The 13,089-nt window shown below is 69.3% G+C and carries 12 protein-coding genes; 5 read left to right on the top strand and 7 right to left on the bottom strand.

Annotation, left to right across the window (positions count from 1 at the left end):
- The first annotated feature begins 15 nt into the window (after positions 1–15).
- The 3 genes from ACPEH8_RS03605 to ACPEH8_RS03595 all read left to right on the top strand — a co-directional run bounded on the left by ACPEH8_RS03605 (position 16) and on the right by ACPEH8_RS03595 (position 2,002).
- On the top strand, positions 16–786 hold the full coding sequence (locus ACPEH8_RS03605) for an SDR family NAD(P)-dependent oxidoreductase (RefSeq protein ID WP_423666055.1): 771 nt from the start codon (positions 16–18) through the stop codon (positions 784–786).
- Between the two features lie 66 nt (positions 787–852).
- Positions 853–1,419 carry an elongation factor P-like protein YeiP gene (yeiP, locus tag ACPEH8_RS03600; protein ID WP_017357253.1) on the top strand — a complete coding sequence of 189 codons (567 nt, stop codon included), beginning with the start codon at positions 853–855 and terminating at the stop codon, positions 1,417–1,419.
- Positions 1,394–2,002 (top strand): hypothetical protein, encoded by a 609-nt coding sequence (locus ACPEH8_RS03595; RefSeq protein ID WP_037591675.1) that lies wholly within the window; start codon positions 1,394–1,396, stop codon positions 2,000–2,002. Before yeiP ends, ACPEH8_RS03595 begins: the two co-directional genes overlap by 26 nt.
- 12 nt (positions 2,003–2,014) lie before the next feature.
- Here the strand turns inward: ACPEH8_RS03595 and ACPEH8_RS03590 are convergent, their stop codons facing one another.
- The 4 genes from ACPEH8_RS03590 to ACPEH8_RS03575 all read right to left on the bottom strand — a co-directional run bounded on the left by ACPEH8_RS03590 (position 2,015) and on the right by ACPEH8_RS03575 (position 7,567).
- Positions 2,015–2,749, bottom strand: a complete 735-nt coding sequence (locus tag ACPEH8_RS03590; protein WP_026070960.1) for a COG3650 family protein — start codon at positions 2,747–2,749, stop codon at positions 2,015–2,017.
- A 96-nt stretch (positions 2,750–2,845) separates the two neighbouring features.
- The gene (locus tag ACPEH8_RS03585) at positions 2,846–3,235 is read right to left on the bottom strand and encodes a nuclear transport factor 2 family protein (RefSeq protein WP_166472931.1); all 390 of its coding nucleotides are present in this window, start codon (positions 3,233–3,235) and stop codon (positions 2,846–2,848) included.
- 1 nt (position 3,236) lies between these two features.
- A complete protein-coding gene (locus tag ACPEH8_RS03580) occupies positions 3,237–6,350 on the bottom strand; it encodes a multidrug efflux RND transporter permease subunit (protein WP_423666053.1) in 3,114 nt (1,037 codons plus the stop codon).
- A 65-nt stretch (positions 6,351–6,415) separates the two neighbouring features.
- Entirely contained in the window at positions 6,416–7,567 is a 1,152-nt protein-coding gene (locus ACPEH8_RS03575) for an efflux RND transporter periplasmic adaptor subunit (RefSeq protein WP_026071000.1), read from the bottom strand.
- 127 nt (positions 7,568–7,694) lie between these two features.
- Here ACPEH8_RS03575 and ACPEH8_RS03570 point away from each other — a divergent pair, with 127 nt between their 5' ends.
- Both ACPEH8_RS03570 and ACPEH8_RS03565 read left to right on the top strand, forming a co-directional pair.
- Entirely contained in the window at positions 7,695–8,444 is a 750-nt protein-coding gene (locus ACPEH8_RS03570; RefSeq protein ID WP_017357425.1) for a response regulator, read from the top strand.
- Positions 8,444–9,511: an ATP-binding protein gene (locus ACPEH8_RS03565; protein WP_153164206.1), complete on the top strand. Its 1,068-nt coding sequence runs from the start codon at positions 8,444–8,446 to the stop codon at positions 9,509–9,511. Before ACPEH8_RS03570 ends, ACPEH8_RS03565 begins: the two co-directional genes overlap by 1 nt.
- On the opposite strand, the gene ACPEH8_RS03560 is transcribed toward ACPEH8_RS03565, so the two are convergent.
- From ACPEH8_RS03560 to ACPEH8_RS03550, 3 genes are all read right to left on the bottom strand, one after another.
- A complete protein-coding gene (locus tag ACPEH8_RS03560) occupies positions 9,489–11,309 on the bottom strand; it encodes a DUF4105 domain-containing protein (RefSeq protein ID WP_153164208.1) in 1,821 nt (606 codons plus the stop codon). The genes ACPEH8_RS03565 and ACPEH8_RS03560 overlap by 23 nt on opposite strands.
- Complete coding sequence (locus tag ACPEH8_RS03555) at positions 11,309–11,605, bottom strand: DUF2388 domain-containing protein (RefSeq protein WP_017355453.1); 297 nt, start codon at positions 11,603–11,605, stop codon at positions 11,309–11,311. Before ACPEH8_RS03555 ends, ACPEH8_RS03560 begins: the two co-directional genes overlap by 1 nt.
- Before the next feature lie 61 nt (positions 11,606–11,666).
- On the bottom strand, positions 11,667–13,055 hold the full coding sequence (locus tag ACPEH8_RS03550; protein ID WP_017355454.1) for an FAD-binding oxidoreductase: 1,389 nt from the start codon (positions 13,053–13,055) through the stop codon (positions 11,667–11,669).
- Between the last annotated feature and the right edge of the window lie 34 nt (positions 13,056–13,089).

Here is a 13,089-nt window from a genome sequence, read left to right as displayed (position 1 = left end):
CCACAGGTACGCGCAATGCAGCTGTCTTCCGTCCGCGCCGTCATCACCGGCGGCGTTTCCGGCCTGGGCCTGTCCGTGGCCCGTCACCTGGTCGCCCACGGCGGCAAGGTGGCCCTGTTCGACCTCAACGACGACAAGGGCGCGGCCGCCGTTGCCGAACTCGGCGACGCCCATGCGCGCTACCTCACCACCAACGTCAGCGACGAAGCCGCCGTGGTGGCCAATATCGATGCCGCCCACGACTTCCTCGGCGGGCTGAACGTGGCGATCAACTGCGCCGGCATCCTCGGCGCCGGCCGCGTGCTGGGCAAGGAAGCGCCGATGCCGCTGGCCAACTTCCAGGGCACTGTGATGGTCAACCTGGTCGGCAGCTTCAACGTCGCCAAGGCCGCCGCCAACCGCATGCAGCACAATCCCGCCGGCGACGACGGCGAGCGCGGCGTGATCATCAACACCGCCAGCGTGGCCGCCTACGAAGGCCAGATCGGCCAGGCCGCCTATGCTGCCTCCAAGGGCGGCGTGGTCGGCATGACCCTGCCGATGGCGCGCGAGCTGTCGCGCTTCGGCATCCGCGTGATGACCATCGCGCCGGGCATCTTCTGGACCCCGATGGTCGACGGCATGCCGCCGGCCGTACAGGAATCGCTGGCCGCGTCGATCCCGTTCCCGCCGCGCCTGGGCAAGCCGGAGGATTTCGCCGGCCTGGTCGGCCATATCCTCGGCAATACCTACCTCAACGGCGAAACCATCCGCCTCGATGGTGCGGTGCGCCTGGCACCCAAGTAACATCCGCGCCACCCTCCGGGCGTCCTCGCGGGCGCCCGACACCTCCACGAACCGACCGTCACTCCCATGAAAGCCAACGACATCAAGAAAGGCAACGTCGTCGAATACAACAACGGCGTCTACCAGATCCGCGACATCGAACGCAGCTCGCCGCAGGGCCGCGGCGGCAATGTGCGCTTCCGCTTCATCATGTACAGCGTGCCGGGCGGCAACAAGCTCGACGCCAGCTTCGATGCCGACGACAACCTGCCCGAAGTCGAGCTGCTGCGCCGCCAGTCCACCTATTCGTACAAGGACGGCGACGCGTTCGTGTTCCTGGACGACGAGGACTACACCCCCTACACCCTCGATGCCGATGTCATCGGCGATGACGCCGGTTACATCACCGATGGCCTGAGCGGCATCTACGTGCAGGTGATCGACGAAACGCCGGTGGCCGTGCAGTTGCCCACCAGCGTGGTGCTGGAAGTGATCGAAACGCCGCCGGAGCTCAAGGGTGGCACCGCCACCAAGCGCCCGAAGCCGGCCAAGCTCAACACCGGTATCGAGATCATGGTGCCGGAGTACATTGCCAACGGCGAACGCGTGCTGGTCAACACCACCACCGGTGAATTCGCCGGCCGTGCGGACTGAACGCCTCGTTCTGACTGCCTGCCTGTCCCTGCTTGCGGCGTGCGCGCCGCGGGCGGTGGACAGCGCCGACGAAGGTGCCGACGCGGTGGTGGAGACGCGACCCGCGGACGAGGTGGCGACAGCAGCCCACGTGCCACTGCCAACCGATGCCGTGCCTGATCTCGACCGGGCACCGGACAGCGCCGGCGCCACCATCGGTGGCGATGCGTCCGGCATGCCCGACAGCCGCGAACAACTGGATCGCGCCCGCGCCGAGGCCGGATGCGACATTCCCGAGACGGTCTACGACCTCAACGACATCCGCGTGTACTGCGCGCTGCCAGCAGACGCGCGCGCCTTTCTCGAGCGCGAGAACACCTGCCAGCACGTTGCTGGCGAAGAGGCCTATGACGAGGCCCGTGGCAGAGAACTGGCCGCTGCCGCAGAAGCCTTCTGCAACGGACGCGAACGCCTGTTCGCCGGCCTGTTGGACGCCCACGGTGACGACTGCAGCGTCCGCCTCCTTCTTCTCGACGTGGGCCGGCGCTACGACCTGCTCACCGGCGTGCCGCCGGACGACTGCCCGCCCGGCATTTCCCGCTGAGACCGGTGCCGGTCAGGGCCGCGCCGCCAGCGACGGAGCGCCGGCGAAGTCGCCACAGCCGTGGTACTGGCGCGCGCCTACCGTCAGCATCGCGGTGGCACCGAAGGCCTGGCCGCTCATGTCGTCCTGGCACACGGTGCGCTGGAAGGTAAGTTTGATGTCGGTCCCATCGGCCGCCTTGCCCGACCAGCCATCCCTGCCCTGCGTGGGCGTGGCGATCTCGAAGGTGCGCTGCCCGTAGTCGGTTTCCACCCGCAGATGCGGCGAGGCGCCATCGGCCACCACGGCCAGCCAGCCCGGTTCGTTGCCGGTGGCGCGGAACACCATGCCGGTCGCTGCGGTCGACGGCGGCGCCGGCACAGCGTCTTCCCCGCCCGGGCCGGTGCAGTTGCGATCCGCCTCGCCCTTCAGCGACAGGACGCCCTCGGTGGTGCCCTTGGTCCAGAACACGTTGCCCTCGCCGTCGCCGTACTTTGCGCCGGACGCCGCAGGCTGGGACGACATCGCGAACGTCCGCTCGCCGGCGACCACGGTCGCCGCATCCTCGCCCCTGTAGGTCGCCCGCACTGCAAGATCACCGCACTGGAAGGCATAGGTGCGCGCATCGGTGGTTGCGGTCGCGGCCGGCGGCGCATCGGTGCTGCCCGCTGCGGGATCGACCGTGCCCGCCGGTGTCTGCTGCGCCGGCTGGCAGGCCGCCAGTCCGAGCACGATGGCCACACTCAACAGTCCCTGGGGTGCACGCATGTTCGACTCCTTGCAGTTGTTCCACTCAACACCCGATGCTAGCGCGCCCCCACCCGGGGGAGGTGAAGCGGCGGTGACTCGCCGGACCCCACGCACTCAGGTGTCGCGGGCCGGCAGCATCCCCACCGAGAGCAGGTGGACACCGGCAGGCGATGAACAGCGGGCCCACACCCGCAGCAGCCGCAGGCGACGCAGCTGCTCGCCACCGTCGGCAATGCAGGTCAGGGACACGTCGCTGGCAGCGAGCAGCAACTGTCCGCAGGCCAGATACTCGATGGCGCTCTGCTCGATCGCCACCACCCGCAGGCGACGCGCGGCCCACGCCTCCAGGCAGGGATGCGCGCTCTGCCAGTGGCCCGCCGCATCGGTGAAGAACAGCGACGGCGACAGCCACTGCCGCGCCGCCTCGACATCCTGCGCCAGCAGTGCGTGGCGCAGCCCGGCTTCGGCCCGCGCGGTGCGCTGCTCGATCCCATCCACAGTCATCTCACCCTCCCCGGTGTCGTCGCCACGGCCAGCGCCAGCGGCGCATGCCCTGCACCAGCACATAGAACAGCGGCACGAAGAACACGGCCAGCACGGTGCCCGTCAGCATGCCGCCGAACACGCCCGTGCCAATCGCATGCTGGGTCTCCGCCGATGCACCGGAGGCCAGCATCAGCGGCACCACGCCCAGCGCGAACGCCAGCGAGGTCATCAGAATCGGTCGTAGCCGCAGCCGCGCCGCTTCCACTGCCGCCTCGACCACGCCGCGCCCCTGCTGCTGCAGCTGGCGGGCGAACTCCACGATCAGGATCGCGTTCTTGGCCGACAGGCCGATCACTGTGATCATGCCTACCTTGAAGAACACATCATTGGGCAGGCCGCGCAGCAGCACCGCCGCAACCGCGCCCAGCAGCCCCAGCGGCACCACCAGCATCACCGCCGCCGGAATCGACCAGCTTTCGTACAACGCCGCCAGCACCAGGAACACCACCAGCATCGACAGCACCAGCAGCCACGGTGCCTGTGCGCCCGATGCCTGCTCCTGCAACGACTGGCCCGTCCATGCCAGCGCGAAGCCGGCCGGCAGCTGCCGGGCCAGCCGCTCCATTTCGGCCATCGCCTGGCCGCTGGAGGTGCCAGGCGCGGCGTTGCCGGACACACTGAGTGCCGGAAACCCCTGATAGCGCTCCAACTGCAGCGGCGTCTGCGACCATACCGGCGTGACCACTTCGGACAACGCCACCATGCCCCCCGTGGCGTTGCGCACGTGCAGCGCCAGCACATCCTCCACCTGCATCCGGTGCGGCGCGTCGGCCTGCACGATCACCTGCTGCATGCGCCCGGCATTGGGGAAGTCGTTGACGTACTGCGAGCCCAGCGCCGCCGACAGCGTGTCGCTGATGCGGGTGAAGCCCACGCCCATCGCTTCGGCCTTGTGGCGATCGATCTCCAGCCGCACGGTACTGCCAGCCGGCAATCCCTCGGCATGCACATCGCGCAGCAGCGGGCTTTTCGCCGCCAGCGCCAGCAGGTGCTGCAGCGCCGCCTGCAGCTGCGCGTGGTCCTGACCGGCACGCGCCTGCAGCCGCAGCTCGAAGCCCGATGACGTACCCAGGCTGTCGATCGCCGGTGGCATCACGCTCATGATCTGCCCCTCGGGCGCGGCAGCCATCGCCGCCTGCGCACGCTGCACTTCGTCGCCCGCGCTGGCACCATTGCGGGCGCTCCAGTCCTTGAGCATGGTGTAGGCCAGCGCCGCGTTGGGGCCGGAGCCGGCGAAGCTGTAGCCCATGATCGACTGGTTGGAGGCGATCCCCGGACGCGAGGCGACGTGCGCTTCGTAGCGCTTCACCACCTCCAGCGTGCGCTCGGCGGTGGCATCGGCGGGCAGCTGGATCGATGTCATGAAATAGCCCTGGTCTTCCTCGGGCAGGAACGCCCCCGGCACCAGGTGCAGCCCCAGGCCAAGGGCAACCACCAGCGCGACGAACACGGCCATGCCGCGACCGCCACGCTGCAGAATACGCACCACGCGACGCTGGTAGCCGGCCGTCATCCGCTCGACACCGCAGTTGAACCACCCGAAGAAACCGCTGCGTCCATGATGGCCGCGGGTACTGGGGCTGAGCAGCGTCGCGCACAGGGCCGGGGTCAGGCTCAGGGCGAGGATGGCCGAGAACAGGATGGACACCGACATCGCCAGCGTGAACTGGCGGTAGATCGCGCCGACCGATCCATCCGCGAAGGCCATCGGAATGAACACAGCGGTCAGCACCAGGGTGATGCCGATCACCGCGCCGGTCAGCTCCTTCATCGCCTTGGCCGTGGCCTCGCGCGGCGGCAGGCCTTCCTCGGCCATGATCCGCTCTACGCCTTCCACCACCACGATCGCATCGTCGACGATGATGCCGATCGCCAACACCATGCCGAACATGGTCAGCACGTTGATCGACACGCCTGCCGCCAGCATCACCGCGAACGTGCCAAGCAGCGCGATCGGCGCCACGATGGCCGGGATCAGCGTGTAGCGGATGTTCTGCAGGAACAGGTACATCACCGCGAACACCAGCACCATCGCCTCGATCAGCGTGATCAGCACCTGGCGGATGGAGATCTCCACGAATGGGGCGGTGTCGAACGGCACCGTCGCCTCCATGCCTGCCGGCAACGTCGGCGCCAGCTCGGCGATGCGCGCCCGTACCGCCCGCGCGGTACGCACCGCGTTGGCGCCCGGCGACAACTGGATCGCCGCCGCTGTGGCCGGCACGCCGTCCTCGCGGGTGGACCACGCATAGCTCTGCGCGCCCAGTTCGACCCGCGCCACGTCGCCGAGCACCACCGTGCCGCCGTCGGCACGGGCGCGCAGCACGATCGCCGCGAACGCGGCCGGCGTGGTCAACTGGCCCTCGGCCGTCAGCGGGATCGTCACCCGCTGGCCCGGCAGCGCGGGCGAGTCGCCGACGCGGCCCGGCGCGATCTGCACATTCTGCGCGGCGATCGCCTGGGCAAGGTCGTCCAGCGTGAGGCTGTACGCGGTGAGCTGCGACGGGTCCACCCAGATCCGCATCGCGCGCTCGGCACCGAACAGCTGCACGCGGCCGACCCCGTCGATGCGGCGCAGCTCGTCAACGATGTTGCGCGCCATGTAGTCGCTCAGGTCCACCTCGTCCAGGCGTCCGTCCACCGATTTCAGGCCGACCAGCATCAGGAAGCCCGAATCGGCCGCTTCCACCGTCAATCCGTTCTGCCGCACCACCTGCGGCAACCGTGGCTCGATCGCCTTGATCCGGTTCTGCACATCCACCTGCGCCAGTTCCGGGTCGGTGCCCGGGCGGAACGTCGCCGAAATGGTGGCCTCGCCGGAGGTGTCGGTGGACGAGGAGAAGTACAGCAGGTGTTTGACGCCCGACAGCTCGCGCTCGATCAGTCCGACCACGGCATCGTTCATGGTCTGCGGCGTTGCGCCGGGGTAGCTGGCGTAGATGCTCACGCTGGGCGGCGCAACTGCCGGATAGCGTTCGATGGCCAGCCGGGGAATCGCCAGCACGCCGGCGAGCACTACGAAAATGGCCAACACCCAGGCAAATACCGGGCGATCAATGAAAAACTGGGGCATGCAACGTCCTTTGCACATCGGGCAGGCGCTGGCGCGCCTGTTCCGACGGGGTCAGCCGGGGGAAATCAGGGCGCGCCCAGCGCGCCCGTCGTCTGTGGGTGTTTCCAGGGCCTGGCATCGACCACCACGCCTTCCTGCAGGCGCTCCTGGCCTTCCACCACCACGCGTTCGCCGGCATGCAGGCCGTGCTTGACCACGTACTGGCGTTCGACCTGGCCGTCGATCTCGACGGTGCGGATCACCGCTTTGCCATCCTTGCCGATCACCCATGCGTAGGCCTGCCCGCCGGTACTGCGCAGCACCGCCTGCTGGGGCAGCAGCAGCGCCGCCGGCTGCACGCCGCGTGGCACCCGGGCGCGCACGAACATGCCGGGCAGCAGACGCCGTTCGGGATTGTCGACCACGATGCGCAGCACGATGTCGCCCGTTTCGGCATCCACGTTGATCCCCGAGAACAGGATCCTGCCCTTCTCCGGGTAAGCCTGCCCGCCACTGCCCAGCAGCGTCACCGGCAGGCCCGTGGCCTTGTCGAGCTGACCGGACACCACGCTGCGCTGGATGCTCTCCAGCATCGAGGCCGGCTGCCGCACATCCACGTACACCTGGTCCAACTGCTGCACCACCGCCATCGGCGTGGCATCGCTGGCGGTCACCAGCGCGCCCTCGGTGACCAGCGCCTGGTCGATGCGGCCGTCGATGGGCGCATCGACTGTCGCATAGCGCAGATCCAGCCGACGTCGTGCGAGCGTGGCGCGTGCCTGGGCCACATCGGCAAGCGCCTGCTGATGCTCGGCGCGTGCGTCGTCGCGGGCCTGGTGGCTGACCACCTGCGCCGCCGCCAGCGACTGCAGCCGTTCGGACTGCACGCGGGTACGCGCCAGGGTCGCCTCGCTGCGCTGGAGCATCGCCGCCGCGCTGTCGACCTCGGCATGGAACGCGGCAGGGTCGATCTGGAACAGCGGCGTACCGGCCTTGACCTCGGCCCCCTGCTCGAACAACCGCTTGAGCACGATCCCGCCCACCTGCGCGCGGATCTGCGCGGTGCGTACCGCGGCCACCCGGCCGGGCAGCTCATCGTCGAGCTGGACGATCGACGGCGACAGCGTCGCCACCGTGACCGCAGGCGCCGCGACGGCAGGCACGTCTTCCCTGGAGCAGGCCGTGGTCACGGCCATGATCGCCGCGCAGGCGGCGGCGCAAATCCTGTTGGTCTTCATCTGCAGCACACGGGCCGGATCACCGGCTGAAATCATGAATGGCCAAGTCTGCGTGGAGCACGTGGGGTTTCGATGGAGGAAATGTGGAGATACGATGGAGCGCTAAGCACCTTCCGGCCCTGCCTGCATGCACGCCACCGATTCGCCCCGCGCCAGCCCCGCGCGCTGGGACCGCTCCCTCCACGCGCTGGTCCTGATCGTCGAAGACGAGCCGGAGATCGCCGACATCGTGGCCGCCTACCTGGAACGTGAAGGTCTGCGCACGCTGCGCGCGCAGGACGGGCTGGCCGCGCTGGCCCTGCACCGGAGCGCGCGCCCGGACCTGATCCTGCTCGATGTGCAGATGCCCGGCATGGATGGCTGGACGGTGCTCAACACACTGCGCCAGCGCGGCGATACCCCGGTCATCATGCTGACCGCGCTTGACCAGGACCTGGACAAGCTGACCGCGCTGCGCATGGGGGCCGATGACTACGTGGTCAAACCGTTCAACCCGGCCGAAGTGGCCGCGCGGGTGCGGGCGGTGCTGCGGCGTACGCTCAACCAGCGCGCGGCCGGCGCCTCCGGCGTGTTGCGCGTGGCCAACCTGGTCATCGATGCGGAGAACCACCAGGTCCATGTGGAAGGCGACGGCTACAGCCACGAACTGCTGCTGACGCTGACCGAGTTCAAGCTGCTGCACTGCATGGCGCTGGCGCCGCTGCGCATCTTCAGCCGCAGCGAACTGATGCACGAATGCCTGCCGGAGAGCGAGGCGTTGGAACGCACGGTGGACAGCCACGTCAGCAAGCTGCGGCGCAAGCTCGACGAGGTCGGCCTGGAGAACGTGCCGGCCAGCGTGCGCGGCGTCGGCTACCGCCTGGCGGCGGATCGCTGATGCGCCGGTCCGGGCTGAGCCGGCACATCGTGGTGTCGATGTCGCTGATGGCGCTGTCGGTGATCGTGATGGTGATCCTCAGCTCCTATGTGCTGTACGCCATCCTGGTGACCTTCTATCCGGGTGCCACCGAGGAGCCGGCCAACTGGGCGCCCAGCGGCCCCGAACTGGTGTGGATGGCCGGGGTGACCCTGATCGGGCTCGGACTGGCGATCGCTGCTTCGGTGCGGTTGTCGCAACGCATCCTGGGGCCGCTCAATTCGGTGGTGGACAGCATCCGTCGTCTCGCCAATGGCGATCTCGGCGCACGCGCCGCCGCCAGCCACCACTCGCTCGGCGAGGTCGCGCTGCTGGTGGACGACTTCAACGCGATGGCACGGCGGCTGCAGAACATGGATGCCGACCGGGTCATGTGGCATGCGGCGATCGCGCACGAACTGCGCACCCCCGTGACCATCCTGCGCGGTCGGCTGCAGGGGCTCGCCGAGGGCGTGTTCGCGCCCGACGAAGCGCAGTTCCGCAGTTTGCTGGCACAGGTGGAAGGGCTGTCACGGCTGATCGAAGACCTGCGCGTGCTGAGCCTGGCCGACAGCGCGCGCCTGGATGTGCGCCGTGCGCGCAGCGACGTGGTCCAGGAGGTGCATTCGGTGATGACCCTGGTCGACCCCGGCTTCCGCACCGGCGGCTTCGTGCTGGAGCTGGAAACCTCACGCGGCGAGCACCCGGCGCACTGCGATCCCACCCGCGTGCGCCAGGCCCTGATGGCGCTGCTGGAGAACGCCCGCCGCTACGCCACGCCGGGACGCGTGCGCATTGCCGTGCACGACACCGCCACCCACGTGGAGATCGCCGTCGACGACGAAGGCCCGGGCGTCGACCCGACACTGAGCGCGCACATCTTCGACCCGTTCATGCGCGGCGACGGCTCGCGCTCGCGTCAACGGGGCGGCAGCGGCCTGGGATTGGCCGTGGTCAAGGCCATCGCCGATGCGCATGGCGGCCAGGTCTGGTGCACCGCCAGCGCGCTCGGCGGTGCACGGTTCGTCATCGCATTGCCGCGCCAGTAGCGGTCTCGGCCTGCGCCAGCCGGCGCATGCGGTCGCCCAGGCGCGCCAGGCTGGCGTCGATGGTGTCCAGTTCCCGCTGCTGCGCCGGCGGCAACCGGGCCCGCATCTGCTGCTGCAGCGCGGTCCACGCCGGGATGCCGCGGGCGCTGATGCGTGCGGCGGCGGCGGCCGCCTCGGCGCGCTCGGCCGCCATCGGCAGCCCGTAGCCGCCGTCGTCCACCAGCGCCGCCGGACTGACCAGCTGGCCGGTATCGCGGAGCAGCGCAAGCAGGGTGTCGCGGGCGGCATCGATGCTCTCGCCAGGGCGCCCCAACGTGTGTTTCAGCCGGTCGCGGGCGCGCAGCTCCTCGCGATGGCGGGCAGCCTGTTCCAGCAGCAACAGCGCCGAGGTGGCACGCAGCCCGCCCTGCTCTATCCAGCGGGCGCGCTCACTCGCCGGGCGCTGCAGCCACGCCGCGACCGCATCGGTGTCCAATGGCAGCTCCTGCCGCGCCACATCGAACAGCTGCTGGTAATGCGTCTGGGCGGACGCGAAGTAGTACCCGTTGCGGGTGGCCGCCGCACGGTCGTCCAGCACCGAACGGTCTGCCAGACCCTGCCGTTCCAGCCGGGTCAGCAGACCGCGTGGCGTGATCCGGTTGAGTCCCGGCGACGCCAGCCGCGGCACGCCTTCCTGCAGCAGCTTGCCGGTCTCCACGGCGCAGTTGTTGCTGACGAACAGATAGCGGCCGTCATAGCTCCAGTGCACCTGCGCGACCCGTTCGAGCAGTGTGGCGATCTCCGCGCGGTCCAGCCGCAGCGGCACCGAGGACAGGCCACGCAGTTCCAGCTGCGTGTACTCGTTGACCACTTGATTCAGTGGCAGCACGAACAGACGCGAGGGATAGGAGCCGGTCAATCCGCGCCAGCTGGAGATCTGCACGTCACCCACGAACGCACGGAACGACAGCACGCGGTGATACGACAGATCCATGCGGCATGCCGGTCCAGGCACACGGCCGGGGGCGCACACGACCAGCCGCAGCATGCTGTGGCCCCAGCGGCTCATCAGCTGGTCATTGCCTTCGGCCAGCAGGTAGTCCACCGCGTAGATGCGCGCGGGGTCCAGTTCCAGCAGCGATGCCGCCCCCGTGGCGTCGTCGGCCTGCACCAGCGGCAGCCGCACGTCGCAGTCGGGCGCGTCGGCGCGGGCCCCCAGGTGTCCGGCAAACCAGGCCTGAAGCGCGGGGCGTCGGCACGCATAGTCCGGGTCCAGCAGATAGTGCTCGGCGTTCACCGCCAGGAACTCGGCCGGGCTGGCGCGCTCGTAGGCGTCGGGGCTGCGCGCACTGAAATGATTGCCGGTGCGCCCCCAGCGCCACGGCCGCTGCTGCCAGCCGGCCAGGTCGCGCCAGCGCGCGCTGCGCGACCAGCCACCGGCATCGGCGCGGTCCAGCACGTGGGTGAGTTCATGGATCAGCGCCGCCTGCACGGCGCGCGGCAGCGGCTGCCCGTCCTCCACGGCGTCGAGCAGCGAACGCTTCAGTGTGATCGCGCCGTTGCGCGCACGGCCGTGCACGCGGTCCGGCAGCGTGTCCGACCAGCGCACCGGCACGGGCGCATCAAAGCGGGCCTGCCAGTCGGCAGGCAGTCGGACCTGCACCGCTGCCAGGACACGTTCGGCCGCCTTCGCCTGCCGGGCGTCCAGTCCCTGCGGGTCGAGGTCCAGCTGCAGCGCCGCCTGGGCCAGCGGCGCGAGCAGCAGCGCGGTCAGGACCGTCCAACGCCAGCGACGGGCCGGACCGCGCACGCTGGACATCAGCGGGCCAGCAGCGCCTTGGCCAGGGCCATGTCGCTGACCTGGCGCTGCGTTGCATCGCGTTCGCGCACATGCAGCAGTGCCGCTTCCAGGCGGGCGCCACGGATGGCGCCGTCGGTGGCGACAAACGCCGCGGCATCGTCGCGCGCATCCAGCACGACCTTGTCGTCACTCGAACTGGACGAGCCGGCCGACGACGCACCGGACGCCGAACCGGCGGAGCTGCCAGCGAAACTGGACGCGAGCGCCGACAGCGGCAGGGCGAGGACGGCGAGAAGCAGGATCGGACGCATCATCAGGGTGTCGTTCGGGTAGGAAAACGCAGAGCGTATAGGCTGCGTGAAGATCTGTCGCGCGTCAGAGGTCGAACACCTTGCCCGGATTCAGCAGCCCTTGGGGATCAAACGCATGTTTGACCGCCTTCATCAGCGCGATCTCGGGCGCGCTGCGGGTGCTGTCCAGGTAGCCCTTCTTGACCAGTCCGATGCCGTGCTCGGCCGAAATGCTGCCATCGAAACGCGCCAGCACCTGCGCCAGCAGCCTGGTTACATGCTCGCACTGGGTCAGGAACTCGGCATCGCTGGTGGCGTCGGGCTTGAGCACGTTGATGTGCAGGTTGCCGTCGCCGATGTGGCCGAACCACACCACGTCGAAATGGGGGTAGGCCTGGCCGATCAGCGCCTGCGTTTCGGCCATGAAGGCGGGCATCGCCGAGATCCGCACCGACACGTCATTCTTGTACGGCTTGTAGCGCGCCACCGCTTCGGTGATGCCCTCGCGCAGCCGCCACAACTGCGCCGCCTGCGCCTCGCTCTGGCTGACCACGCCATCGCTGACCCAGCCCTGCTCCATGCACGCTTCGAACGCCGCCATCGCCGCCGCTTCCTGCACCTCGTCGCCGGCGGCGAACTCGGTGACCACGTAGAACGGATGCACCTCGGCGAATGGCGCCTGCGCGCCATGCGCGAGTACATGCGCCAGCGCGCGGTCGGTGAAGAACTCGAAGGCCTGCAGCTGCAGGCGGTCGCGGAACGCGGCGAACACCTGCATCAGCACGTCGAAACTCGGCAGCGCCAGCAGCATGACGTTGCTGGCCGGCGGAGGATCGGCAAGCCTGAGCGTCGCCTCGACGATCACGCCCAGCGTGCCCTCCGATGCGATCAGCAGCTGGCGGAAGTCATAGCCGCTGGAGTTCTTGATCAGGCCCTTGTTGAGTTCGAGCAGCTGGCCGTCGGCGGTGACCACCTTCAGGCCGGCGATCCACTCGCGGGTGTTGCCGTAGCGGATCACCCGGATGCCGCCGGCATTGGTGGCGATGTTGCCGCCGATCGAACACGAGCCGCGCGCGGCGAAATCCACCGGATAGATCAGCCCGTGTTCCCGTGCCGCGTTGTGCACGGCCTCCAGCGCCATGCCCGCCTGCACCGTGAGCGTGCGGTCCACTGCATCGAAGGCCAGCGCCTTGTTCATGCGCTCCAAGCTCAGGACCAGCTCGCCGTTGGCCGCCACGGCGCCGCCGGAGAGGCCGGTGCGGCCGCCCGACGGCACCACCGCCACGCGGTGCGCCGACGCCCAGCGCAGGATGGCCTGCACCTCCTCGACACTGCCGGGCAGCGCGATCGCCAGCGGCGACGGCACCCAGCGCCGGGTCCAGTCCCGCCCGTAGTGCTCCAGGTCGCCCGCGTCCGTCGTGAGCCGCAGCCCGGGGCAGTCCTGCAGCAGGGAAGAAAGGCGCGGGTCGGTCATGGCGTCGGCACGGAACGGGGGAAGCCCAAAAGGG

Origin of the sequence: Stenotrophomonas sp. NPDC077461 (assembly GCF_049545475.1) — a bacterium.
GTDB classification, from domain to species: Bacteria; Pseudomonadota; Gammaproteobacteria; order Xanthomonadales; family Xanthomonadaceae; genus Stenotrophomonas; species Stenotrophomonas nematodicola.
This window is presented reverse-complemented; position numbering and strand designations above follow the sequence as displayed.